Raw genomic sequence first — 25,585 nt, forward strand, 5'->3', positions numbered from 1 at the left:
AGGTGCTAAAAAATTGTCAAATAGCCTAATATTTAATATTATTAAATGCATAATATATGCCATATTATATTTTAACTTAATATAATATGGCATCTTTTTTAATTTTCTATACACACATCAGCCATAATTACCCCTTTAATTTTCCCTTTTGCATCTTTAAAAGGAACAGCTATAGCTATGCAATAATTAAAAGAAACATTTGAAATATACGGTTCACTATTATATTCTTTTCCTTGAATTGCTTCTTTAAAGTAAGGCCTAAATGAAAAATCATTGTTATCCTCTGATATAGGATGACTGGCAGATTTCATTATTCCCTTACTATCTATTAGACCTATATATTCAAATTCATTATAAATATTCATTTGATTTTTTAATAATTCAGATCCTTTATCTATATCTAAAGACCTTGAGATAATTAAATCGGATATTTTTTTTAGTTTATCAAAGCCTTCTTTTATTATTCTATTCTCTTCTTCACCTAAACTTACCTTATTAATAAACTCCTTTAGTTTTATATCTATATCATCCGCTGTTTTATTTGTTTTTACTATCAACTCACTAATTTGTTGCACTGATACATTCTGTTCATCTACAGCAGCTGAAACTTCTTCCACAAAAGATAGTGACTCCTGTGTTGTTAGCACTACATTCTCTACAAGTTCATCAACATTATTTGCCATAGCTGTCGTTTCCTCAGCTAGTATGTGTATTTGATTCACAGATTCATAGGTAGATTTAGTGGACTTACTTATTTTATCAAAAGAAAGCTTAGATTCCTCTGCAAATTCCACATCTTCCTTTATGCCTAAAGCCTGTGTACTAGCTTCCTTAGTTATTTCATTTATTTTTCCATTTATATCTTCAATCAGCTTTCTAATTTCCTTTGCAGATATAGATGATTGTTCTGCCAATTTCCTTACTTCCTCTGCCACCACGGTAAAGCCTCTACCATGTTCTCCTGCCCGTGCAGCTTCAATAGCTGCATTTAACGCTAAAAGATTTGTCCTTTCACTTAAATCTGTTACGACATAAGCTATACTATTTATTTTTTCAGCCCTATCATGAAGTAATTGAACATTAGAAACCAATGTTGTACTATTTTCCCCTATATTTTTCATTTTGTCTACTATACTACTAAATATCTGCTCATTGTCTTTAATTACCCTAATCATTTCTTCTGCAGCATCTTGTGTACTCTCTGCATACTTAGCTATTTTTTCTGCATTCTCAGCCATTTGTCTTGTGCTTTCTCCTGTAGATTCTGCATCCTGAGATTGTTTATAGGTAGATTCTGTAATAGCTAGCATTGACTGAGCTATTTCCGACGAAGCCTTTTCTGTTTGCTTTGTATTTTCCTGAAGAGTTGAAGATAATTCTCTATTCTTCTGGGAAACCTCATATATTTCACACAAAATTCTTTTACTGTTCTTTACTATGGAATTTATACTGTCAGCTACCTCTTTCAAAGCTCCCTGACTTTTTACTCTTACAGCTAACTGTCCATTTGAAATTAAGGACAAATCCTTTTTAAATTGCTGAAGCCTTCTAGATGTTCTTCCATAATATAGTGTACATACTATAAAAGATAACAATGCACCTATAGATGCTGATAAAAGTATAGTTACTGTAATCTTCATACTTCATCCCCCCCTGTATAAATAAATAATGTATAATTGAAGGTATACCTAGACTGCGAAATTTTTTATGATAATTTCCCAGGTATACCTAAAATACAAACTTATTTTTAAGTACTGAAATTACATTTCTACTACTTGATCTTTAAAGAATAGATATAAATATACATTTTTAATAGTTTTGCCTGTCATCTTCTCTAAGGCTCTTCTATAGTAATAAACCTGAGTAAAGTATTTCTCCTTAATTAGATTTATGTCTTCCACAAAATCTGTCTTATAGTCTAATAGTACTAATTTATCATCTTCTTCAAAATAGCAATCTATTACTCCTTGAATTAATATCTTCTCGTCGTTATAAATTTCCTTAGACAAATCCTCATAAATTTCTGTACTAGGAAGTTCCATAAAGAAAGGAGTCTCTCTATGTATTTGTTTTGCAGATTTCATTCTTTTTCCTAAATCTGATTGAAAAAATCTAAGTATTTTATTTATGTCAATTACCTTTGATTCCTCTTTTGTCAAAAACTCCTTATCTACAAATTCCGTTACCTGCATCTCTATCTCTTCATAGGTGGAAACTCTTTTTATATCTAAATGCTGCATTACTAGGTGCATTAACGACCCTTTTTCTGCTGAAGATAGCTGTTTGCTTTCTTGAATAAATCTAGGTTTCTTCAGTATTATAGAGGTATCTATATCTCTGCTTTCTTCCTTATCTACTAAATCAAACTTTCTTTTTAATTCAGAAACAGAAAACTTAGCTGGTATGCTGCTGGAATGACTAAATCTGTAATTCCATTCTAGCCTTCTATCAATCTCCCCTTTATGACCACTAAAATCATTGATTGAACTAGCAACCTCTAACTCCTTTACTATATCGTCATCTTCATCCTCTTCTTCAACTTTGATTTTAAATTCCTCTTTATGCCATATTTTAATGCTCCACTTAGAGTTATCATCAGAAAAGGAGCCTGCTTTATTCTCTATGTCTAACATATCTCTTAATAGGCTTCCATCAGAATGCTTTATAATAGAAGGTCCTATCCAGTCTAGGTAACTTCTAGCGTTTGATGTCGCATATCTTGAAACTTTGCTCTCTCCAGATCCTGAAGCTTCATACCATTTTTCTGCTACATTTAAAATATTGCTTACCATTCCAGTTATAATTAACTTTTCCTTAGCCCTTGTAAAAGCTACATACAGAATTCTCATTTCCTCTGATAAGGTTTCTATTTTTATTTTTCTTTTTAATACCTGTTTCACTATTGTTGGGTAAGAAATTCTTCTATCTGCATTAACATAATCTGGACCAAGTCCTAATTCTCCATGAAACAATATACTCTTATTTATGTCCATTAGGTTAAAATACTTGCCTGCTCCTGCAAGTATAACCACTGGAAACTCCAGACCCTTACTTTTATGTATACTCATAATTCTAACTACATCTTCATTTTCTCCCAGTATCTTTGCGCTGCCCATATCTCCACTGCTGCTTTTAAGCTTATTGATAAAATTAATAAAGTTAAAGAGTCCCTTGTAACTAGTTTTTTCGTATTGTTTTGCTCTTTCGAAAAGCACTCTCAAATTCGCTTGTCTTTGAGGACCTCCTGGCATGGCACCTACAAATCCATAGTATCCTGTTTCTGTGTAAAGATACCATATAAACTCATCCATAGACATATGTAGAACTTTTTTTCTCCATTTGTCCAGTTTATTTAGAAAACTAGTTACCTTATTTTTTAATTCGGAACTTATACAATCTTCTTCTTCACTTACTTCCTCAGCTATACTCTTCATCGCTTCATAAAAAGATACTTCCCTATTTACCATTCTAATATCTATTAGTTCTTCTGGTAAGAAGGATTCTATAGGTGAACGAAGAACTGCAATTAGCGGAATATCTTGAATAGGATTATCTATTATTTGAAGCAGTGCTACCATGATTCTTATTTCCACAGCATCAAAATAGCCACTTGAGGTGTCTGCAAACACCGGTATTCCTGCCTTTGTAAGCTCCTCCACAAAGGTTGGGGCCCAGTTAGATGTGGCACGCATAAGTATAACTATATCTTTATAACTTACCGGTCTATAACCTTGAATATTTTTATCATAAACCTTAAATGCTCTATTCCCCTGGCAATTAATAAGTTCATTTATCTTTTTTGCCGCAAATCTTGCTTCTATTTGAATATTATCTACTTCTTCTTCATCTGTATCTTCACTATTTTCGCTGTTCTCCTCTTTCTCCTCCTCAGATGCCTCACTATTCTTCTTGTCAATTATATGAAGCTCAATGTCCCCACCACAAAAATCTCTTTGATTTATACCGTCAACATCTTCTTGACTAAAATCATTGCTGCAGCTACCTGCTAGTTCTGGGAATTGTGCACCAGACTTTAATGCTTCACCTTCATCGTACTCCAGTTCCCCTACCTCTTCAGACATTATTTGTTTAAATAAAAAATTAACTCCATCTATTATTTCAGGTCTGCTTCTAAAGTTCTTAAATAATTTTATCTTTCTTTCCCTAGTACCTTCTTCTTCTGAATAACTGCTGTACTTCTCCAAAAATAATTCAGGTTTTGCTTGCCTAAATCTATAAATACTCTGTTTAACATCTCCCACCATAAACATATTTGGGATATTATTTTTGTTAGCTATCATATTCATAATTACTTCTTGAACTTCATTACTATCCTGATACTCATCTATAAGAATTTCTTCAAAGTGCTGTTTATACTCTAATGCTGCATCAGAGGGTTCTGTAATTCCTCCTTGGTCTCTTGTAAGTATTTTTAAACAAAAGTGTTCTATGTCACTGAAGTCTACTACTCCTCTTTCCCGTTTTTTAACACTATACTTTTCATCTAATGCAATTACAAGTTCGCAGAGGCACTTCATCATAGGATATAGTTCTTTTAAATTCTTTCCTACATTACAGGCATCAATGAAAATGTTATCCTTTATCTCTATTAACTTATTCTTAACCTTATCTCTGATTTTTTTCGACTTTTCTTTGGCTGCTTTGTCTGCATCTTTGTTTCTTTTAACAGGAATTGTTTGAAAACTTAACAAAGCAAAGCCCTCTTGTAGTTCCTCCCAAGACCTGCAATTAATTAAGGAATAGATATTATTAAGCTCTATTTTAAAAGGCTCTAAATAATAGTCTATTCCCTCCGCATTTTCTACTATATTCACTGCCTTTTCCATACTGTCTTTATGTGCTTCTAATTCTAGCTTTAAAAAATCCATAATTACCTTAGCCCACTTTGAACTTCCAAAATCAAAGTTTTCTTTTACATTAAAACTTTCTGCCATTTCAATAAGCCATTTTTCTGGCCAAGGAGTACTTTTAGCAAATTCATATAACTCTAGTACCATGCCTTGAATCTTTACATCATTTTTTCCACTGTATGAATCTACCAACCTTAAGAATTCTTTATTGTCAGTGTTATCATACATTTCTTCAAAAAGTTCCTCTATTGCCTCCTGTTTTAAAAGTATAGCTTCTGTGTTATCAGAAACTCTGAAACTAGGATCCAAGTCTATGATATGAAAATTATTCTTTATAACTTGAAGACAGAAAGAATGTATAGTCATTATGTTTGCTTGATTTAATAAAGTAAGCTGTCTCTGGAGTTTTTTTGACTCAGGTCTTATTTCCAACTCCTTAGCTATTGCATCTCCTATTCTTTCTCGCATTTCTGCAGCTGCAGCATTAGTAAAGGTCACAACTAGCAGATTATCTATATCAATATTTTCTTTTTCATCGGTTATTCTCTGTATTATTCTTTCTACAAGCACTGCTGTCTTGCCAGCACCGGCACCAGCAGCTACTAATAGATTGCAATTCTTTGTAAAAATAGCTTCTTTTTGTTCAATTGTCCATTTTGTACCCATATTTATCACCTGATTTTACTTATAATTTTTTAATAAACAACCTTATTTTTTCCTAAATGCTTTGCTGTGTATAGATTTTTATCAGCTTTTCTTATTATTTGCTCTAAATCTTCTTCCTTTTCCTTAAGGGCAATACCTATAGAAACAGTTACTCCGTCTTTTACATCCTTATATTGGATCACCGTTCTCTCTATAGCCCCTCTTACTTGCTCCATTCTATTATAAACATCTATGACATTCTTAACGTCATACATATAAATTATTAATTCTTCTCCTCCATACCTAGCAACAATATCTTCTTTTCTAATATTTGACTTTACAATTTGACTAATCCTTCTTATAACTACGTCACCATAAGGATGGCCGTATGTATCATTGCACTTCTTAAAGTTATCTATATCCAACATAACAATTGCAAAATCCTTTTCGTTGTTAGCAATCTTTTTCTGTATTATATTAAAAAAATATTTTCTATTAAATAACCCGGTTAAGCAATCCTTCTGAGAGTTTTGTTTAATCTGATTGTATAGTCTGTTATTTTCTAGGCATATGGCAATTTGATTAGTAAGTGCTGTTAAGAGTCTAACATGATCTTGACTTAAATAGTTATAGATATTATGCTCTACGATTATTAGTCCCAAAATGTCATCTTTCATATATATAGGCATTGTAATAGAAGAGTGAATCTTTTCATTACTATCAGTACTGATACTTGCAATAGAGTTTAATAAACTAGTATTAAGATTAGCTACATTTTTGCAATTAAATACTTCTACAATCTGATGGTGCTTAGTATTACTCAAGTTTGATGCCTTCAACCTGAGCTTTCTATTTTCCACTAAATAAACGCTTGAATAAGTAACCCCTAAAATTCCTATCATTATATCATTTATCATAGCTGCTATTTCGCTATTACCTAAGCTTTTATTTATATATTCACTAATTTCTACTATAAGAGATAACATATCTAACTTTTTATCTAATTCAGTAATTTTCATGCTTTGTTTTTGAATGGTTTCTTCTGCAAGCTTCTGGTAGTTTTCATATTCATTTTTTAACTGATTATAATCTCTCAGTAATGACACCATATACCTCTCCCCTATATTTAAGTCATATATTAATAACACACCTATGAATATAGATATTATTTCAATAAAATCAATTTAATGTAAATGAAATACCTTATATATAGCATAACATAATTTACTATATATTTACTATATATTTTCCATAAAGTTATCTACAAAGTACTCCTAGAACTAGAATTTTATAATAAATAAAAATAGCTTCTATTTAACAATTTAATACCAATTCATTAAACTATTAAATAAAAGCTGCTTTATTAAAAATTTATCCTAAAATCTGTTTTAAAGATGCAATAACTCTCTCCTCTTCAAAGGGTTTTATTATAAAATCCTTCGCCCCTGCCTTAATTGCATTTAACACCATAGCTTGCTGCCCCATAGCACTACACATAACAATTTTGGCACTTGAATCCACTAACTTTATCTGTTCAACAGCTTCTATACCATCCATATCTGGCATTGTAATATCCATAGTCACTAAATCAGGCTTATATTGCTTGTACATCTCTACTGCTTTTTCTCCATCTTCTGCCTCTGCAACCACTTCAAAGCCATTTTTAATAAGCATATTTTTAAGCATCATTCTCATAAAAGCTGCATCATCAACAACTAATACTGTAGCCATTTTTACTCCTCCTCCATTTTCCCTTTTATACTATTCATATTAATGATTCTTATATAAGTTTAAAATAATATAAATAGTTTTACCAACATCGTACCGTTTACAGAAGAATAATATCACATTTGGAGGATACTTTAAACCTATTTCTATAACATTTCCTTTATAATTCCAGAAAATATTTTTATTTTTAGTAGCTATCCATTCTCTTTGTCATAATATTTAACTTATACACATCTAACTCTCTCCAACAATAGAGTCTATAGTTATATTTATTGCACTTAGTAAATTTATATCATGGTATGGTATTTTCTCTCCTGTTGCTGAATTATAGCTTACCCTTACTACCGGTCTATCTGGTAATGATTTATTTTGTCTCACTACATATCCTTCCACACCATTAGAAAGTCTTACACATACACCTAAAGGATAAATATAAAAATTCTCCTTAAACTTAGTAACTATATCTCTATCAAACATAGTGTTAACATTGCATAATATATATTCATAAGCTTCATTAGGCTTAAATCTACTCCTGTAACATCTATCAGCACTTATTGCTGTAAAAACATCGCACAAGCTAATTATTTTAGCATGTTGATTTATATTCCCTCCCTTTACTCCAAAGGGGTACCCTGTTCCGTCAACTTTTTCATGATGCTCTATTACACCTGCTAGAATATTGCTGTTTTTTATGCCTGCATTTTTTAGAATTCTATAACCATAGACAGGATGTTTTTTTACCTCTTCAAACTCTTCTTTCGTAAGCCTTCCCTTTTTATTTATGATTTCTGATGGAACTACTATTTTCCCTATATCATGCAATATAGAACTAATTCCAATTTCCTTTATAGAGGAGATTTCTAGATTTAGCATCTTTGCTAAAAATATAGACATTATTCCCGTATCAATAGAATGCACATAGGTATAGTTATCGTATTTTATTACTTCATATAAATTGGTATTTATATCCCCTTCTTCTACAATATAGCTAGTCAATTCCTCTATAATCTTTAGAGATTCTTCTATTTTAGTTCTATTTCCATCAATTATATTATGAAACATATTTGGAAGCCTTTTAAGAGTAGTTTGCTTTAGATTTTCTATATTCCTATCATATTTTATATCTTCTAAATCCTTGTCCTCTATATAAATGTAACAAAAACCACTCTGCTTTATTCTATTTATGTAAGATATATTTAGCCTTGTTCCTGAAGGAAGCAAAACCCTACCATAACCATCAAATAAAGTTTTGGCTAATATTTCATTACCCTTTAAGTTTCTAACTAACTCAAATCTCATATAATATCCCCATTTCTAAAATATAATTAAAGAATTTATGTATTTTTCAGAATTGACTGCATATTTATATTTTAATCTATGCTTTCTGCAGATTCAATTACTTTTATAGTATTATCTTTATACTTAATAAGCTTGTTTTATTATTTTTATTTTTGCTTTATAATCTACTATAGGAGGTGTTTATTTTGGATATTATAATTACAGAAAAAGCACAAAATTATTTAAGAAAGAAAAAATGCAGCACTATAATATTGGACATGACTTTAATAGGAGGAAATGCCTGTTGAAGTGGTCATGGTACAAAAACTCAGTACCTCCCTTCAGTTAGAATGGGATTAAATGATGAAGGTCTTCCTTTAGGATTTTCTGAACTACATAAGGATGATATAGATATTCTAGTATCCTTTAGATTTAAAGCGATGGATAATAGAAAGGTAATTATAGATTCAAAAAAAGTTCTTTTTTCTGAAAACTTAAAAGTTACACTTGAAGATTTATAACCAAGCCAAGGCTGCCTTATAATGCATAAATGTGTATTATAAGACAGCCTTTCTAGTTATTATATGAATAATTATCCACATATGATATAATATAATAAATTTTGTAATATTTTATATTTTAAAACATTTTATAAGAGAGGAGTAAAGATATGAGATTTTTTTTAAACCTAAAGATAAAGACAAAATTAATTGCTGCATTTATGATAGTGTCACTATTAATTGCCCTTTCAGGAACTATTGCAATAAATAGTATGAAAAGCTTAGCCCTTAACGGACAAGATATGTATAGAAATAATCTAGTAGTTATTGATTATTTATCTACTATTGAGAAAAACCTATTAACCATTCGTAGTAACTTCTTACTAATTGCATATGAGAAAGATAGCTCTAAAGTAAAGGAAAGAATAGATATTATAAATAAGTTATCAGAAGAAGATGATCATTTGTTAACAAAGTATCAATTCACTGATGTATCTTCTCATGAAAAGACTAAAATGGACGAATTCACCCAAGGCTTACTTACTTACAGAAACTTACGTAATAAATCTCTTAAGTTAGCAGAAGAAAATAATTATGATCAATTACTTGCATATATGCCAACGATGAATGAGGCACAAAGCAAAGTAGAGAAAGATATTAAAGAATTAATAGAGATAAATAAAAGTATTGCTAGTAGTACTAATGATAAAAATCTAAGTACATCTAGAGGTTCATCAAATGTTATGATAGGGATAACTATATTAGCCTTCCTAATATCAATTATTATAGGAATAAGTTTATCTAACTCTATATCTAATGAGTTAAATAGAGGGATGGAACTGGCCAAACAACTTGAAGCTGGAGATCTTACCGGCCAAGCCTCCGTTAAAGTTCATGATGAAATAGGTGTTCTTATTAAAGCTTTAAATGTTGCTATTAGAAATTCTAGAAATGTTATAGAACAGGTGGTTAATGCCTCCAAGGATGTTAACATGTCTAGTACAAGGTTTATAACCTCGGTGGGGGAAATTTCTAATAGAATGAGTATTATAGACAATTCTACTAAAGAAATTGCTAAGGCCTCTGAAGAAACCAGTGCTTCTACTGAAGAAATAAGTGCTTTCACTGAAGAAATTGAAGCTACTACAAGAGAACTTGCTAAAAAAGCTGACATAGGAAGCAATCATTCAAAAGAAATAAAAGAAAGGGCTATTCATATCCGTAGTAAAGCTTCTGAACGCTCTAAGCTATCCGGCAACCTTTATAGAGAAAAAGAAAAGAATATATTAAAGTCTATAGAAGAGGGGAAGGTGGTTTCGGAAATAAAAAACATGGCAGATGCTATTTCAAATATTGCAGGTCAAACTAACCTTTTAGCATTAAATGCAGCAATTGAGGCTGCTCGTGCTGGTGAACAGGGAAGAGGCTTTTCTGTTGTAGCTGATGAAGTACGTAAGTTAGCTGAGCAATCTAGCGAATCAGCAGCCACCATTCAGCAAGTAGTATTGCAAGTTGAAAACTCCTTTAATAGCCTAGCTTTACATGCCTCAGATATTTTAAACTATATTGAAAATACTGTAAGTAAAGACTATGATGCCTTTGTAGATATAGGAATTCAATATGAAAAGGACGCTGAATTATTGAATGAACTTACTCAAGACTTAGCATCCAATGTAGATGAAATATCTTCAACAATAAATACTGTTAACTATACAATTCAAACTGTATCTGCCACTGCTGAAGAAAACTCTGCAAGTTCCTCTGAAATAGCTGTAAATATAGGTGAGACCTTAAACCATATTCAACAGGTTGTCTTAATGGCTGAGAATCAGTCCAAAACCATAGAGACTCTTAACTCACTAGTTAGTAAATTCAAATTGTAATTTATATACAATAATTCTTAATAAAATTAGGTCCATATAATTAAAAAAACTTTTGATACCCAGCCTAAGCTGAATGTCAAAAGTTTTTCTTTTAACTATGAAACATCTTTAGCGTCACTATTAGCAGAGACTTTACGCTTTCTAGCGGAACCCATTATCTTGAACAATATCAGGATAATAGCAACCCCTGCAATAGCAGAAATAATATATCCAATTACTTCATTACTACCATTTACACTGTAGTCAGGCATTATTGAATTAAAGCTAAATCCATTTTCAATTCCTTTAGGAGCATATCCTATAACCTCTTTTATTTCATCAGCCCCCCACTCTCCCCAAGCGGTTCCCGTTGCTAAAAGTCCTAGAGGACATAATACTATCATTCCTATTAATAATCCATATAAAGACTTATTATTTGTACTTCTGTCTTCATATATAACCCCTGGGGACATCTTCTTAAGATAACCGTACACTCCAGCGGTAATAGCACCTTCCAACAGACCTATAAGTAAATGTGGCAATATCATAGCTGGTATAGCTACGTTTAAACCATAAGGACAATATATTGGTGCACCTGTTGAATCCTTAAAGAGAATAGGCTGTATTCCAAACATTAGAGCTGTAAAAAAAGCTGCCACAAGTATTCCTGCATATCCACCTAGAAACGCTGCTATATATTCTCCATTATTGCTTTTCATTTTTTTCTTTACCAATTTATAAACAAAATACCCTGTAAACGGCATTGCAAAGGCTATATTAAAACAATTTGCAGCAAAAGCTAGTATTCCTCCATCACCAAAGAATAGTGCCTGAATTAGTAGTGCTATGGTTACAGAAATAGTTGCTGCGTAAGGCCCCAAAAGTATGGCAATTAAAACTGCACCGGTAGCATGAGCTGTTGTACCTCCTGGAACTGGTACATTAAACATCATTATTAAAAACGAGAAAGCTGCACAAACCCCTAGTATAGGCATCTTTTTTCTACTTACTTCTTCTTTTACTTTTTTAACAGCCCTGCTCCACACTGGTAACATTACCACTCCTACAGCAGCACAGGTAGATGGACTTAAATAGTTATCTGGAATATGCATTTGTAAAAACCCCCTAAACTTATATATCATTTATGTAAAATAATAACTTTCTACATATTTATATAAGCAACTCTCATGCCATATAATATTATAAGCTATATAAGGCTTTAACATAAAAAAATTCTCAAAAGGATACAAAAATAGTACCATTTTGAGAAAATTGCTTTTTTAGTTTCATTATGAAACTTAATTTATAATATTAGATTATATTCAAATCTTTATTATGTTTTTTAGTAAAGACTCTTTCTGCATTATAGGAACTTCTAACTAAGGGAGCTGAAAAAACAAACTCAAATCCCATGTCTAAAGCTATTTCTTCATATTTTTTAAATATATCTGGATGGATATATTCTATCACAGGATGATGCTTTGATGAAGGTGCTAAATATTGTCCTATAGTTACAATATCACAATTCACCTTTCTTAAATCTTTAAGTATATTTATTACGTCTTCCTCTGTTTCACCAAGCCCAACCATAAAGCCAGACTTAGTTAAAATAGAATTGTCCATTTTTTTCACATTATTTAAAAGATCAAGTGAGCGTTGATAAACCGCCATGGGCCTTACATTACTATATAAGGAAGCAGCTGTTTCTATATTATGGTTTATAATGTCTGGTTTTGAGCTAACTACTTTCTTTAATGCTGCTTCATCACCTTTAAAATCAGGTATCAACACTTCAATGGTTATAGCCTTACCTAGCTTCTTTATTTGTTCCACAACCTCTGCAAAATGTCCTGCTCCACCGTCTTCAATGTCGTCTCTAGTAACAGAAGTTATTACTGTATGCTTTAGATTTAACTTATCTACCGCTTGAGCAACATTAAAAGGCTCATTTTTATCTATAACTTCTGGTTTTTCCTTTGTTACGTTACAAAATGTACAATTTCGAGTACAATTTCTTCCCAGTATCATAAAAGTAGCTGTTCTCTTACTAAAACATTCAGCTCTATTTGGACAGTTTGCCTCCCTGCAAACTGTATTTAAAGAATGCTTTCTTAGTATCTCTTGGACTGTTCCTGTATTTTCTCCCCCTCTAATTTTTACCCTCAACCACTCTGGTTTCCTTTGTGCCATTAATCTCTCCCCCTCTGTTTGATAAAATCATTATGTAACTTATAAAACTACATCTGATCCCATAATTAAAGATAGTAAATTTTCTTTACTTATATTACTCATGTATCTTTCAATATCTATATTATCTAAAACTTTGTAGATATCCTCTTTTACATACTTTATACCAGTTAAGCATTCCTCTAACTCTTTTACTTCCCCTTCACTAAAAAAGTCACCAAAAAGCTTAATATCTTTTATAATTCCCTTATATACATATGTATTAGCTTGTACAATTCCTCCTAAAAACTTCTTTTCATTAAAGTAATTAAACTTAGGGGAATGTCCATAGTTCCATTCCCAAGTTTCATACTTTTCACTAGATATTTTTCTAATTTTTTCCCATTCTTCATCACTAAATTCATATAAATTTGAGTTCTCATATTCACTCATAACAGAATCAAGCAAAAAATTCTTAAATTCTATTACAGTCATAGCCGTCTTAAGATGTTCACTTATATTTGTAACTCTACTGGCAACAGACTTAACTGCCTTCCCCTCAAATTTTATTGGTTTTACTTTTAATGCTTGTACTAAGTTATTCATATTCGGTGAAAATAATATACTTCCATGGTGTAATGTCTTATTTTTATTACTATACTGAGCATTTCCTGAAAACTTTCTTCCCTCTATAGTTAAATCGTTTCTTCCAGATAACTCTGCTTCAATTTCAAGTTTTTTTAAGGCATTAATTACAGGAGAGGTAAACTTTCCAAAGTCTGCAAACTTATTTGCTCTATTACAAGAAATAAAAGTGAATTGTATAATTCCGAAATCACAAAAAATAGTCCCTCCACCAGACATTCTTCTAATTACTGGTATATTTTTTTCTCTAACATAATCAAGGTTTATTTCTGACAAAGTATTTTGATTTTTACCAACTAAGATACTAGGTTCGTTTCTCCAAAGCATAAAGCAATCATCATCAAATTTATCTAGCACATATTCTTCAACAGCATGGTTAATTGCTGGATTTGTATTGTCATTCTTAATAAAAATCATTTTGTTCCCCCTAGTTAATAAATAAAACTTTAACAATTCCTTATATATACATAATATACTATTATTCCGAACTTTTCAAATTAAGTGTATTTAAGAACTTTTTAGAACCTTTTTCTGTTTTACAAATATCCCCAATACATATCTGTTATAAGAAGCTGTAGTTTTTTCAGCTGTGCTAAAATGCCCAGTATAGGAATTTAATCTATACTGAGCATCTTACTGTTTTAGTGAATATAAGCATTCATCACTGTAGCTACATATCCATCAGCACCTTCTCTAATAACAGCTATAATTTCCGGTGCATCTTTTGCATCTATGTGGGCACTATAGGCTTTAAGATCTGATTCATCGTACTTTTCCTTTCTTTCGATAACTACCTCTGTTTTTCCATCATATTCGTATCCCTCATAGGCTGATCTTATTTTGTTGTATAACTCGTCATCTTTACAATCTATTTCTTTTATAACTTCTAAAACATTCTCTATAGTTCTCATCTTATAATGCCTCCTTAAAATAGTTAACTTTATATTACTTATTATTCTCAAGGAAGTAGCTTGCAATTCTTAATTATTGAGTAAAACCTAAACATATATATTTCTAACTGGTTTTCCACTTTGGCATGATTAGAGCATATGCAAAAATAGGACCAAAGATTATTAGCTAAAATATAATATATACTTAACCAATATCTTTGATCCTATTTTTACTTCTTTTAGAATAAATATTCTATTTTACATTCTTTAAAACTTCTAATAAGTAATCCCACATTCTTTGAACTGATGATATACTCATGTGTTCATCTGGAGTATGAACATCATATAGATTTGGTCCAAAGGAGATCATATCTAAACCACTAAACTTTTCTCCTAACAATCCACACTCAAGTCCTGCGTGAATAGCTGTTATATGTGGTTTCTTTCCATTCATCTTTTCATAAACTTCTATAAATACATTTCTAATCTTTGAATCTGGATTGTATGCCCACTCTGGGTAGTCAGATTCTGCAGCAACTTTTGCACCAACAAGTTTTGCTATAGTTGATACTCTTGTAAATAGCTCCATTTTTAAGCTTTTTACAGAACTTCTCATAGCACTTATGAATTCTATTCCATCTTGTGAAGTTGTTATTACTCCAAGGTTTATAGAGCTTTCTACTAGACCTTCTATATCCATGCTCATTGAGTTAATTCCGTCTGGAACTAAGTATAAGTAGTTAACTAGGCTTTCTGCACTAGTTTTTGATAATACTTTTGCAGGTGCAGTAGCTAAAGCTTCAAACTCTACTCTTAAATCTGGGTCTGGTGTTCTAAGCTCATCCTTTAATGTGCTTTCCCACTGAGCAACCTTTGTTTGGACCATTGATTTTTCTTCTGGTTTAACTAATATAACTGCATCAGCTTCACGTGGAATTGCATTGTGTTTTGAACCACCGTTAACTTCACTAATTCTTAACTCTAAGTTATCAGTTAAGTCTCTAAGGATACGTCCCATTAATTTATTTGAGTTTCCTCTTCCTTTATTAATTTCCATACCAGAGTGACCGCCCTTTAGGCCTCTAATTCTAATTACACAAGCCTCTAGGTTTTTATCAGCTTCTTCCCAAACTGCTGGAACAGTTACCTTAGTTGTAAGTCCTCCAGCACAACTTACAAGAAGAGTGCCTTCCTCTTCTGAATCTATGTTGATAAGAATTCTTCCATCTACATTTTTAGGATCTAATGCTGCTGCACCGTCCATTCCAGTTTCTTCTGCACTTGTAACAAGTAGCTCTAAAGCTGGATGCTCAATATTTTTAGAATCTAAAATTGCAAGTCCCATTGCAACTGCAATTCCATTGTCTGCTCCAAGAGTAGTTCCTGTTGCATAAACCATATCTTCTACAACTCTTAATTTTATTGGATCCTTTGTAAAATCATGTACTGTATCTACATTTTTTTCACAAACCATATCCATATGTCCTTGTATAATAACAGCTGGTCTGTTTTCATATCCTGCAGTTGCCTTCTTTTTTATTATAACATTTAAAGCAGCATCTTGGATAACATCTAAATTACGTTCCTTAGCAAAGTTTACTAAATAATCACTTACTTCCTTTTCATTTCCTGATCCTCTTGGAATTTGAGAAAGCTCCTCAAAATATTTAAATACCTCTGTAGGATTTAGATTGTTTAATACATTATTTGTCATGTATATCATCCTTTCTATTTAGTTAATTCGTTTACATGTACAGTAAAACCAAATTGTAGCACATTTGCCTGTTTATATTTCACCACAAACTGAAATAAAAATCAAGACTTGTAGTTTTTAAGATTTATTAAAGATTACATAATTATACCGAAAGTGTAATAATAATTTATAAACTCAATAATCAATTACTCAATCATTATTCTACTTTAGTTGCTATGTATTTATTTAGTAGTATCTACAAACTCTATTTTATCATACAAAAATATGATAATTTAGCATTAACTACAAGAATCTTATGGAAATTACTAGAATTATATGATAATATTATGCTAATATAATTATTAAAATTTGTAAAAACTCCGATGTTTATACATTTTATTTTTTTAATTTTTTATTCTTATTGGAGGATTATTATGATCAGCTCAGACTACCTTTCGCTACCCCTAAAAAAACAAAATAAAGAATTAGAATATATTATAGAAAATATATCTGATGCTATTTTGATTATTGATAAATATGGCAATTACTTAGGTTTAAATAAGGCTGCAAGAGACTATTTTGGACCTTTAAAGAGCATTGACGACTTACGAAAATCCTGCACTCTATATGATATTGAAGGAAATGAAATTCCCTTTGAAGATATGACTGCTTCTCGTGTACTACTAGGTGAAAAAATAACTCAGAGAACCTTGTATATGAAAAAGGATGAAAAAATAACCTATCTTGGTATTAGCGGTACACCTATCTTTGATGATAATGGTGATTTTTTAATAGGCATAATCTGCAGTCGCGATATTTCCAAGATATCCAATTACGCTCAAGATATAAAAAATCATCGGGATATACTTTATAATATAGTAAATTCACTAGCAATTCCTGTAGTTAGACTATCCTACCCTGGACTAAACTTTATCGAGTTTAATGAAAAAACTAAAGAGTATATAATGAGTATAAAATCAGATGATGCAGAACTTTTTGAAAGAATTAATTCAAGGCAAAGTATATTGGAGGTATTTCCATACTTTAAAGATGATGAAAATCTTGAATGCATAGAGTCAATGAAAAAAAACAAAAATGTAGTTTATAGGAAAAACTTCAAGGTTTTCCTTCATGATAAGTTCTTATACTTTAATCTAATCTTTCATCCCATCCTAGATTTTGAAAGAAATATTTCAGAAGTACTTATAATAGCTATTGATATAACTGCTGAAGTTAACCAAAAACAGGCTGTTGAAAAAGTATTAAGTTTTCAAAAGGATTTTTTTTCCTTTATCTCCCATGAATTTAAGACACCATTAACAATCTCTTTATCTGCCATACAAGCATTAGAGTTAATATGTGGCAGCGAACTTTCAGAAACAGCTGGAAAATATATTGAGAAGATACGTCAAAGTTCTCTTCAACAGTTAAGACTGGTTAACAATCTATTAGATATAACAAAGGCTGAATCCGGATATTTAAATATTTATAAAAGAAACTTAGACATAATATATTTGAGCAAATCTATTATAGAATCTATATCCTTATATGCATCTGAAAAAAATATAAAAATTAAATTTTCAGCAGCAAGTTCCTCTATAATAACGGCAATTGATGATGAAAAATACGAACGTATATTATTAAATCTTTTATCTAATGCTATTAAATTTACACCTAATGGTAAATCAATTAGCGTAAGTATATTTCATAAAGAAGACCATATCTACATAAAAGTTAGCGATACTGGAGTAGGCATTCCAAAGGAAAAGCTATCATTAATCTTTGATCGTTTTGGACAAGTTAATAATAGTATGACAAGAGGCTCTGAAGGAACAGGTATAGGACTATGCCTTGTTAAACTATTAGTTAACAAGCTAGATGGTGACATTACTGTTGAAAGTAAAGTTGGGGAAGGATCTACTTTTACAATAACCTTTCCTAGCTCCGCAATTCCATCAGAAAATCAGGATGAATCAAATTATGATTTAATGAATAATAGGCTAACACAAGCTGCTAATATTGAATTTTCCTGCTTATAGTCAGAGGACATTTTACTATAGGTACTAGAGGAAGCTCTTTTGTTACGGATAATGGTTTAATATGCAAGTATTACACTCAAATAAGCGGAAACTATTTGTTTCATAGTGTGTTATATAATAAAAGTGATAAACTAGTAGACGGTAGGCTTGGCTATAATATATCTCACGGTTGTATAAGACTTTCCCTAGAAAATGCAAAATACATCTATGACAACATTCCTTCTGGAACGGCAATCTGGATACAATAAAAAAAATAGTTATAAAAATAAAACTCAAGAACCTCTTATTGTCTTGTCTATGTACAACTTAAGAGCTTCCTGAGTTTTGTTAATTATTAAGACCTTCACTTACTACTATAAAAGATGTTCATAATTCTCAAAGTATTTCACTGAATAATGATATGACCAGTTCACCCATACTTAATTTCTGAGTTTACTTACATTATCCTTTAACAATTTATTTGATTCCTTTAATACCTTTAAATAATTATTGTAGGCATCCTTAACCTTATCGCTTTCATCTGCTTTAACTGCATCTTTTAAAGCCTTCTCTACCTCCTCTACTTTCTTCATATCTGACTTCATAGCATCTTTTCTAGCTGAAATTTCATCTCTATGAGCTGCAGCATAGTCTTCTTTAGCTTGCTTTAATTTTGCAAGTTCACTGCCGTGATTTGTTTCAAATTTTTTCTTTTCTTCCTCTAAGTGCTTTTTAGCATCTTCTTTTGTCATCTGTCCACTCTTCACCTTATCATGAGTATCTTGAACAACTTTTCTATACTCATTCATAAAGGAAGTATCTACCCCAAGTTTCTTCAGCTGCAAATCTTTTAATTCTCTATGAAGCTCTCTTCTTTCAGTCAGTATTTGCCTCACCTGTTCCTTAGCTCCTGGAACATACTTTTCTACATCCTCTAATTCCTTAGTGAAATTTTTGTGATTCTTATGATGTTCTTTGAATTTTTCAGTTTTAGATATAGCTGCCGGTTCAGTACTCTGGACTGAACTGGCATAAGCTACACTTGGTGCAAGTATTGATGCTGCTAGTAAAGCTGGCAATATAATTTTCTTAAAATTTAACACGGGCTAACCCTCCTCTATAAAATTTACTACGATTTTATTCTGTCCAGTGTTAGTTACAGAATAATGTCAACTTTATGAACAAATTATTAACAATAGCATTTGTTTTTTGTACTCTTTTATACTCAGCAAATATCTAAGTTTTCAATGATATTTTATATTTACAGTAATCGTATATAAACCTTATTTATGTTAGATAATACTAAGTATCAAATATAAATTTTATAAATATATAAACTCCCTAAAGCAAAGGATGTGAATAATGGCGTTGTATACTTCAGATTTAAAACAAAATATAGATTTTATCACAAGTGAACTTGGGATGAAGAGCTCAATAGTTGTAAAAAGCTTCTTTATAGGCAGTGATCAACCTCTAGATGCAGCTATTATTTACATAAGTGGGCTTGTGGAGAAAAACACTATAGATAGAGACATTTTGTCCCCACTAATGCTTTATATTCATGAAAACTTAAATTGTAAGGAAAACCTAGCAGAATATCTTTGTAAAAGGTATATTTTTATGAGCAGCACTAATATTAAAACTGATACTAATGAAATAATAACTTCTGTTAAGAAGGGCAATAGCGTTATTTTGATAAATGGTATTTTTGAAGGGATAGTATTAGATACCAGTGGAGGAGAAAGCAGAGCTATAACTGAACCTGAAACTGAAACCTCTGTAAGAGGATCTAGAGAAAGCTTTGTTGAAAATCTTGATACAAATATAAGTTTAATAGGACGCAAACTTAAGGATAAAAACTTAGTTATTGAAAAATTTATTTTAGGACAGCTTACACAAAATGACGCAGCAATAATATATGTTCAGGATCTTGCAGATGACACCGTTGTCAACAAAATAAGGGAAAGGATTTGTTCTATAAATGTAGATAAGGTAACAGATGTAGGAACACTACAACAATATATAGAAGACTATACTTACTCCCCTTTCCCACAGACTTTAGTAACAGAACGCCCTGATGTAGCTGTTGCTCAACTATCCGAAGGCAGAGTTATTATGGCAGTAGAAGGAAGTCCTACTGTACTTACAGGTCCCGCAACATTAATAGAATTTTTTCAAGCAGTAGAAGACTATTATCAGAGAACCTTAGCCTCTTCTTTTGTAAGAATTATTAGACTTCTAGCAGTTTTTATAGTAATAACTTTACCTTCTATATATCTAACTTTAATGAAATTTAATACTGAACTTATACCTATAAAATTTATAACACCTATAATACAATCAAGAATAGGCATTGCCCTAACTCCTTTTATGGAGATATTATCTATGGAACTAATAGTTGAATTCTTAAGGGAAGGTGGTTTAAGACTTCCAAGTAAAATAGGTCAAACTTTAAGTGTGGTTGGAGGTATCATAATAGGTGATACTGCTGTTCGTTCTAGAATTGTAAGCCCTACTACTCTATTTATTATAGGTATTTCAGTAATATCTACCTTTTTAATTCCTAAATATGATATGTCCATCGCCATAAGACTGTTAAGGTTTCCTATGCTTCTTTTAGCGAACTTTCTAGGTATATTTGGTATAGGCTTAGGGTACTTTGTAATTACAGTACATTTATGCTCTCTAGATAGTTTTGGAGTACCCTACCTTGAATTTAAGAAACAAGATATGAAGGATGTATTTATTAGATCACCTCTTTGGCAATTTAATAAAAGGCCAAAATCTATACCTAATAAAGATTCAGTAAGACAATCAGATTTTAGAGACAACTGGCAGAAAGATGAATAAAATCATGAATACTAACAGAAGAAACTTATTATCGCCAAACCAGGTAACTTATTTATTGCTTGGAATTATGATTAACGAAGGCATAATCAGCTTGCCTAATGAGGTGGCTAAGATTGCAAAACAGGATGGTTGGATCTCTGTCTTGTTTGGTGCTATTTATCCCCTATATATCTTGTTTATTGCTTTCTACCTAAGCAGCAAATTCCCTAATGATAATATATTGGTTCTAAGTAAAAGATATCTTGGAAAGATGCTTGGCAGCGTATTAAATATATTGTTTTCTTTGCTTTTTGTTCTCTATCTAACTTCTGCTTGCTCCGGAATAAGTAACTTCCTTAGAACTTATATATTAAGCTTTTTAACCCCTTTAAAATTTATAAGTCTATTTATACTAGTTTCAGCCTATACAGCCTATAAAGGATTAACGGTTATTGGAAGACTATGTGAATGTATTTTTTACTTTTCTGCTTCAGTAATACTTGTACCTCTGGCCAGTATAAGAACTGGCAGCATATTAAACATACTACCGGTGACAGGTTCTGGGTGGATGAACATATTAAAAGGAGGCATAAACTCAGCATACTCTTATGGGTGTATAGAAATTATATTTTTAATATATCCCTTTATAAGTGATAGAACTCAGTTAAAAAAGTCTTCACTGAAGGCTGTAATGCTCACTTGCATTTCCTACACCTGGATAACATTTATGACAATATATTATCTTAGTCATAATGTTATTCTTAAAACTAGATGGTCCTCAATATACGTAACTGAAAATTTAAATATTACCTTCATAAGTAACTTTAGGTATATTCTACTTTTTTTATGGATTCTTGTTACGTTAAAATCAACAGCAGCTAGTTACTATGCCTTTGTTACTATTTTAAGCGACTCCATAAAAAAATTTAAATCAAAGGATCTTATATATATCTGTTATCCTTTAATTGTCTTTTTATCTATTATGTACGGTAGTGAAGAAAAGAAAAAATACATAACAAGTTACTTCTTACCAATAATAACTATATACGTTTTATTGTATTCATCTTTAATTGCATTACTAATATTTATTAAGAAGGATAAAGCCTATGAAAAAACGTAAGATAATAACTATAGTCTTTATTATAATACTATTTATATATTGTACTACTGGAGTCAATACCGCTCCTATAGAAAATATTGCTATCCCCTCTGTTATAGGCTATGACTTAGAAAAAAACACTAACAAGGATATAATCTACAAGATATATTTACAAACATATATTTTTGGTGAACGTAATAAGGTTTTTAATAAAACCTATAGCGGAACTGCCTCTAGTTTAATTAAATCAAGGGAAGAGAGGCAGCTGAAACTAGATAAAAAGTTCTTAGTTGGATTGGAAAAAGTAGATTTAATAAGTGAAGCCTACGCTAAATATGGGATATCAACTATTATAGATGCACTTTTTAAAATTCCCTTTGTCAATGATACTGCATTAGTGGCAATTTGCAAGGATAACATTTCAGACCTATTAGATTATAAGATAGAAGGTTACCCTACTTCCGGTGACTATATAGAGGGAATGCTAAAAAACGCTAATCAATATAATTTTTTCCCAAAAGACTTAAAAATACTGGATTTATTTATCTCCCTAGGTACTGAGGGAAGAAGTGTTAAAATTCCATGTGTTGAACTAAGTGAAAAGGTCCCTAAAATTACTGGGGAATGTTTATTTAAACATGATAAAATGGTATTTAAATTAGATATGAAGGATAGCAGACTATTAAACATTTTAAGTACTAGCAATAGCACAGGTATTCTTACTCTGGAGGAGGACTCTGGTAAATTCATAGATTACTATGCAAAGGTAAGAAGAAAGGTTTCCTGCTCTAAAGTTAACGATGTATATAATTTTACTATTACCCTGAACCTTAAGGGCGATATAATCTCCAACGAACTTTATAAAGATATAATAAAGAATCCAAAGGCAGTTGCTGCCTTTGAAAAAGATATGGCTGATAATATAAAGGCTAACTGTAATGAGTTTATAAATAAAATGAAAAATCAATATAAGCTAGACTGCTTAGACCTAGGTATAGTTGCTACTGCAAAATATGGTAAAGATACCGGTGTAGACTGGGATAAAGTAGTACCAAACTCTAATATAAAAGTAAATGTTTATGTTAAGGTAGATACTCAAGGAAGGGGAGATTATTAATGAGCGTTGAAAAGCATAATCTCTTAACTCCTAACCAAGTAACATTTATGTTAACTGGCTTTACAATGGGCATAGGTATTTTAGGACTCCCAAATTCTCTTGTTAAAGACTCTTATCAGGATGCATGGATAGCAGCCTTATTAGGGGCTGGATATCCCTTATATATAGGAATTTTAGCAATTTACGTCAGCAGCAAATATCCAAAGGATACAGTGCTGACCTTAAGTAAGAAACTTTGTGGAAAATTCATTGGAACTGTTCTAAATATTATATTTTTGACCTTCTTTATTTTTCATACAGTTGTAACTATTGCCGGTTTTAATAATATCGTAAGAGTCTATGCTGTACCATTTTTAACTTCCAGTAAGGTTTTAGCTATCTCTCTCTTAGCAATTGCCTATACCACCTATAAAGGCCTAAAAGTAGTAGGTAAAGTCAGTGAAATTGGTTCTTATTTTATGCTTCTTATAATTTTAACTTCTCTGGCAGCTTTAAGAAAAGGAAGTTTACAAAACCTCTTTCCTTTTTTTCAAGCAAGCATAGTAGATATTTTAAAGAGTACAAAACAATCGATGTTTTCCTATTCAGGTATTGAAGCCATATTTTTGATTTATCCTTTTATAAATGATAGTAAAAAATTAAAAAAATCTATCCTTAGGTTCGTAGGCATCACTACTTTAATTTACACTTACGTAACCTTTATAAGCATATATTATTTAAGCGTTGATGCCATACCTAAAGGTATATGGTCCTTTACTTTGGTAACAGAAAGTTTCGTTTTTCCCGTTATTAACAACTTTAGATTTATATTTATATTTATATGGACTATTGTAGCATTAAGACTATCTGCTAATTATTATTATGGAGCTGTCTTTGTATTAAATAACTTATTTCAAAAACTCAGCGAAAAAAAAATAACCCTTTTACTATATCCAGTTACAGTCTTTTTAAGTTTAATGTTAACAAATGAGACTGTACGCTCAAAATTTATTGACCTACTTATATTTAAATATACAATTTTTAATGCACTGTATATATCTCTTATATCATTATTAGTTTATCTAAAAAGGAATGGTAAATGTTGAAAAAAAAAAACTTTATTATGATTATTTTATTTATCTTCTTCTTTACATTTATAACAATAGGTTTAGAACCTAAATCTGCTGAGGACGTAGCTATAATAGCCGGCACTGGAGTGGATATAGATAAAAGTGCTGCACAAGTTATCTATAATTTTCACAGAGACATTTATGTGTTTAAAGAAAATGACCCTACCTCACATATAGTACTTACTGGCTCAGCCTCTACCGTAGCTCAAACTAGACAGGAAAGGCATGTAAAATCAAATAAAAAGGAGATTTTAGGACAGGAGAAGATATTTTTAATAAGTGATGAGTATGCTCAATTTGGAATTAAGGGATTACTAGACTCCTTTTACAAGAACCCAACTACAAATAATGCTTCCTATATGCTTATTTGTAAAGGAAAATCTCTCCCTTATCTTGAACATCAAATTCCTGGATACCCCAGTTCTTCTGATTTTATGGAAGGGTTAGTTGAGAACTCTAAGGAGTATAACTTTTTTTCAGAAAACTATAACCTTATGGATTTATACATAAGATCATCAGCTGAAGGAAGAACTACTGCATTGCCTTATATTGAACTGCAGGAAAGTGATGAAAATTCTAAGAAAAAAGAAATTAAAATCACTGGTACTGCTATACTAAAAAAAGATAAGCTAGTTGCTAAAATTGATATAGAAGATTCTAGAATAATGAACTTACTTAGAGAAAATAAAGTTAGAGGTATACTAAGAATTCAAGAGGAACCACAAAAATTTATAGAATACTATGGCAGATCCAAAAGAAAAGTTAAATGCATAAAAGAAGGTGATAAGTATAAATTTATTATTAATTTAGATATAAAAGGAGACATAGTTTCAAACGAGTTATATAAGAATATAATTACCGACGTAAAACAAAAAAAAGACTTTGAAAAAAAGCTAGCTGAGAAGACTGAAAAAATGTGTAATGATTTTTTAGACAAGATGAAAAAAGAATATAAGGCGGACTGTTTAGAATTAGGAAAGGTAGCCGCAGAAACCTACGGTAGAAGAACAGGTATTGATTGGGATAAGGTAGTAACGGATTCGATTATTGAAGTAAACGCAAAGATTAAGGTTGATACTCAAGGCAGAGGAGACTACTAAGAATGAGTAGCTTAGCATTTACATTTTACAAGGAA

General features: G+C 31.1%; 20 protein-coding genes. 9 read left to right on the top strand and 11 right to left on the bottom strand.

The annotated features are described in order from the left end of the window. Nucleotides 1–98: 98 nt before the first annotated feature. The 5 genes from N4T77_RS08815 to N4T77_RS08835 form a co-directional block, all read right to left on the bottom strand. Nucleotides 99–1,640, bottom strand: a complete 1,542-nt coding sequence (locus tag N4T77_RS08815; protein WP_261671400.1) for a methyl-accepting chemotaxis protein — start codon at nucleotides 1,638–1,640, stop codon at nucleotides 99–101. 120 nt (nucleotides 1,641–1,760) lie between these two features. Further along, the gene (addA, locus tag N4T77_RS08820) at nucleotides 1,761–5,537 is read right to left on the bottom strand and encodes a helicase-exonuclease AddAB subunit AddA (RefSeq protein WP_261671401.1); all 3,777 of its coding nucleotides are present in this window, start codon (nucleotides 5,535–5,537) and stop codon (nucleotides 1,761–1,763) included. Between the two features lie 29 nt (nucleotides 5,538–5,566). After that, nucleotides 5,567–6,625, bottom strand: a complete 1,059-nt coding sequence (locus N4T77_RS08825; protein WP_261671402.1) for a sensor domain-containing diguanylate cyclase — start codon at nucleotides 6,623–6,625, stop codon at nucleotides 5,567–5,569. A gap of 262 nt (nucleotides 6,626–6,887) precedes the next feature. Beyond that, a complete protein-coding gene (locus N4T77_RS08830; protein ID WP_261671403.1) occupies nucleotides 6,888–7,247 on the bottom strand; it encodes a response regulator in 360 nt (119 codons plus the stop codon). 231 nt (nucleotides 7,248–7,478) lie between these two features. Continuing rightward, the gene (locus tag N4T77_RS08835; protein ID WP_261671404.1) at nucleotides 7,479–8,543 is read right to left on the bottom strand and encodes an HD-GYP domain-containing protein; all 1,065 of its coding nucleotides are present in this window, start codon (nucleotides 8,541–8,543) and stop codon (nucleotides 7,479–7,481) included. 329 nt (nucleotides 8,544–8,872) lie between these two features. Here N4T77_RS08835 and N4T77_RS08840 point away from each other — a divergent pair, with 329 nt between their 5' ends. Together N4T77_RS08840 and N4T77_RS08845 are read left to right on the top strand one after the other, a co-directional pair. Further along, a complete protein-coding gene (locus N4T77_RS08840) occupies nucleotides 8,873–9,043 on the top strand; it encodes a hypothetical protein (RefSeq protein ID WP_261671405.1) in 171 nt (56 codons plus the stop codon). 149 nt (nucleotides 9,044–9,192) lie between these two features. Continuing rightward, nucleotides 9,193–10,905 (top strand): methyl-accepting chemotaxis protein, encoded by a 1,713-nt coding sequence (locus N4T77_RS08845; RefSeq protein WP_261671406.1) that lies wholly within the window; start codon nucleotides 9,193–9,195, stop codon nucleotides 10,903–10,905. Nucleotides 10,906–11,000: 95 nt separating this feature from the next. Here N4T77_RS08845 and cbiM read toward each other — a convergent pair whose 3' ends face one another. From cbiM to N4T77_RS08870, 5 genes are all read right to left on the bottom strand, one after another. After that, nucleotides 11,001–11,996: a cobalt transporter CbiM gene (cbiM, locus tag N4T77_RS08850; protein ID WP_261671407.1), complete on the bottom strand. Its 996-nt coding sequence runs from the start codon at nucleotides 11,994–11,996 to the stop codon at nucleotides 11,001–11,003. 199 nt (nucleotides 11,997–12,195) lie between these two features. After that, a complete protein-coding gene (lipA, locus tag N4T77_RS08855; RefSeq protein ID WP_261671408.1) occupies nucleotides 12,196–13,074 on the bottom strand; it encodes a lipoyl synthase in 879 nt (292 codons plus the stop codon). Nucleotides 13,075–13,113: 39 nt separating this feature from the next. Continuing rightward, nucleotides 13,114–14,112: a lipoate--protein ligase gene (locus N4T77_RS08860; RefSeq protein WP_261671409.1), complete on the bottom strand. Its 999-nt coding sequence runs from the start codon at nucleotides 14,110–14,112 to the stop codon at nucleotides 13,114–13,116. Between the two features lie 224 nt (nucleotides 14,113–14,336). Next, nucleotides 14,337–14,606, bottom strand: coding sequence for a hypothetical protein (locus N4T77_RS08865; RefSeq protein ID WP_261671410.1), 270 nt, complete (start codon nucleotides 14,604–14,606; stop codon nucleotides 14,337–14,339). Nucleotides 14,607–14,838: 232 nt separating this feature from the next. After that, nucleotides 14,839–16,299: an aminoacyl-histidine dipeptidase gene (locus tag N4T77_RS08870; RefSeq protein WP_261671411.1), complete on the bottom strand. Its 1,461-nt coding sequence runs from the start codon at nucleotides 16,297–16,299 to the stop codon at nucleotides 14,839–14,841. Between the two features lie 413 nt (nucleotides 16,300–16,712). Here N4T77_RS08870 and N4T77_RS08875 point away from each other — a divergent pair, with 413 nt between their 5' ends. Together N4T77_RS08875 and N4T77_RS08880 are read left to right on the top strand one after the other, a co-directional pair. Continuing rightward, nucleotides 16,713–18,317: a PAS domain-containing sensor histidine kinase gene (locus N4T77_RS08875; protein WP_261671412.1), complete on the top strand. Its 1,605-nt coding sequence runs from the start codon at nucleotides 16,713–16,715 to the stop codon at nucleotides 18,315–18,317. A 59-nt stretch (nucleotides 18,318–18,376) separates the two neighbouring features. Continuing rightward, nucleotides 18,377–18,565, top strand: coding sequence for a L,D-transpeptidase family protein (locus N4T77_RS08880; protein WP_261671489.1), 189 nt, complete (start codon nucleotides 18,377–18,379; stop codon nucleotides 18,563–18,565). Between the two features lie 171 nt (nucleotides 18,566–18,736). Here the strand turns inward: N4T77_RS08880 and N4T77_RS08885 are convergent, their stop codons facing one another. Then, nucleotides 18,737–19,399 carry a hypothetical protein gene (locus N4T77_RS08885; protein ID WP_261671413.1) on the bottom strand — a complete coding sequence of 221 codons (663 nt, stop codon included), beginning with the start codon at nucleotides 19,397–19,399 and terminating at the stop codon, nucleotides 18,737–18,739. Nucleotides 19,400–19,658: 259 nt separating this feature from the next. Here N4T77_RS08885 and N4T77_RS08890 point away from each other — a divergent pair, with 259 nt between their 5' ends. From N4T77_RS08890 to N4T77_RS08910, 5 genes are read left to right on the top strand one after another with little or no spacing between them, the layout of a single operon-like run. Then, nucleotides 19,659–21,146, top strand: a complete 1,488-nt coding sequence (locus N4T77_RS08890; protein ID WP_261671414.1) for a spore germination protein — start codon at nucleotides 19,659–19,661, stop codon at nucleotides 21,144–21,146. Between the two features lie 4 nt (nucleotides 21,147–21,150). Further along, the gene (locus tag N4T77_RS08895) at nucleotides 21,151–22,245 is read left to right on the top strand and encodes a spore germination protein (RefSeq protein ID WP_261671415.1); all 1,095 of its coding nucleotides are present in this window, start codon (nucleotides 21,151–21,153) and stop codon (nucleotides 22,243–22,245) included. Beyond that, nucleotides 22,232–23,341, top strand: a complete 1,110-nt coding sequence (locus N4T77_RS08900; RefSeq protein WP_261671416.1) for a Ger(x)C family spore germination protein — start codon at nucleotides 22,232–22,234, stop codon at nucleotides 23,339–23,341. Before N4T77_RS08895 ends, N4T77_RS08900 begins: the two co-directional genes overlap by 14 nt. Then, nucleotides 23,341–24,426, top strand: a complete 1,086-nt coding sequence (locus N4T77_RS08905) for a spore germination protein (protein ID WP_261671417.1) — start codon at nucleotides 23,341–23,343, stop codon at nucleotides 24,424–24,426. Before N4T77_RS08900 ends, N4T77_RS08905 begins: the two co-directional genes overlap by 1 nt. 17 nt (nucleotides 24,427–24,443) lie before the next feature. Then, entirely contained in the window at nucleotides 24,444–25,550 is a 1,107-nt protein-coding gene (locus N4T77_RS08910) for a Ger(x)C family spore germination protein (RefSeq protein WP_261671418.1), read from the top strand. The last annotated feature ends 35 nt before the right edge of the window (nucleotides 25,551–25,585 follow it).

This window comes from Clostridium sp. CX1 (genome assembly GCF_025398335.1).
In the GTDB taxonomy this organism is placed as follows: Bacteria; Bacillota; Clostridia; order Clostridiales; family Clostridiaceae; genus Clostridium_AM; species Clostridium_AM tanneri.

What these genes read in the sequence shown, in the direction of transcription:
- lipA (WP_261671408.1), bottom strand. Translation starts at nt 13,074, where the DNA reads ATGGCACAAAGGAAACCAGAGTGGTTGAGGGTAAAAATTAGAGGGGGA.
- N4T77_RS08840 (WP_261671405.1), top strand. Translation starts at nt 8,873, where the DNA reads ATGGGATTAAATGATGAAGGTCTTCCTTTAGGATTTTCTGAACTACAT.
- N4T77_RS08815 (WP_261671400.1), bottom strand. Translation starts at nt 1,640, where the DNA reads ATGAAGATTACAGTAACTATACTTTTATCAGCATCTATAGGTGCATTG.
- N4T77_RS08860 (WP_261671409.1), bottom strand. Translation starts at nt 14,112, where the DNA reads ATGATTTTTATTAAGAATGACAATACAAATCCAGCAATTAACCATGCT.
- N4T77_RS08910 (WP_261671418.1), top strand. Translation starts at nt 24,444, where the DNA reads ATGATTATTTTATTTATCTTCTTCTTTACATTTATAACAATAGGTTTA.
- N4T77_RS08865 (WP_261671410.1), bottom strand. Translation starts at nt 14,606, where the DNA reads ATGAGAACTATAGAGAATGTTTTAGAAGTTATAAAAGAAATAGATTGT.
- N4T77_RS08845 (WP_261671406.1), top strand. Translation starts at nt 9,193, where the DNA reads ATGAGATTTTTTTTAAACCTAAAGATAAAGACAAAATTAATTGCTGCA.
- N4T77_RS08905 (WP_261671417.1), top strand. Translation starts at nt 23,341, where the DNA reads ATGAGCGTTGAAAAGCATAATCTCTTAACTCCTAACCAAGTAACATTT.
- N4T77_RS08830 (WP_261671403.1), bottom strand. Translation starts at nt 7,247, where the DNA reads ATGGCTACAGTATTAGTTGTTGATGATGCAGCTTTTATGAGAATGATG.
- N4T77_RS08835 (WP_261671404.1), bottom strand. Translation starts at nt 8,543, where the DNA reads ATGAGATTTGAGTTAGTTAGAAACTTAAAGGGTAATGAAATATTAGCC.
- N4T77_RS08825 (WP_261671402.1), bottom strand. Translation starts at nt 6,625, where the DNA reads ATGGTGTCATTACTGAGAGATTATAATCAGTTAAAAAATGAATATGAA.
- N4T77_RS08890 (WP_261671414.1), top strand. Translation starts at nt 19,659, where the DNA reads ATGGCGTTGTATACTTCAGATTTAAAACAAAATATAGATTTTATCACA.
- addA (WP_261671401.1), bottom strand. Translation starts at nt 5,537, where the DNA reads ATGGGTACAAAATGGACAATTGAACAAAAAGAAGCTATTTTTACAAAG.
- N4T77_RS08895 (WP_261671415.1), top strand. Translation starts at nt 21,151, where the DNA reads ATGAATACTAACAGAAGAAACTTATTATCGCCAAACCAGGTAACTTAT.
- cbiM (WP_261671407.1), bottom strand. Translation starts at nt 11,996, where the DNA reads ATGCATATTCCAGATAACTATTTAAGTCCATCTACCTGTGCTGCTGTA.
- N4T77_RS08875 (WP_261671412.1), top strand. Translation starts at nt 16,713, where the DNA reads ATGATCAGCTCAGACTACCTTTCGCTACCCCTAAAAAAACAAAATAAA.
- N4T77_RS08900 (WP_261671416.1), top strand. Translation starts at nt 22,232, where the DNA reads ATGAAAAAACGTAAGATAATAACTATAGTCTTTATTATAATACTATTT.
- N4T77_RS08870 (WP_261671411.1), bottom strand. Translation starts at nt 16,299, where the DNA reads ATGACAAATAATGTATTAAACAATCTAAATCCTACAGAGGTATTTAAA.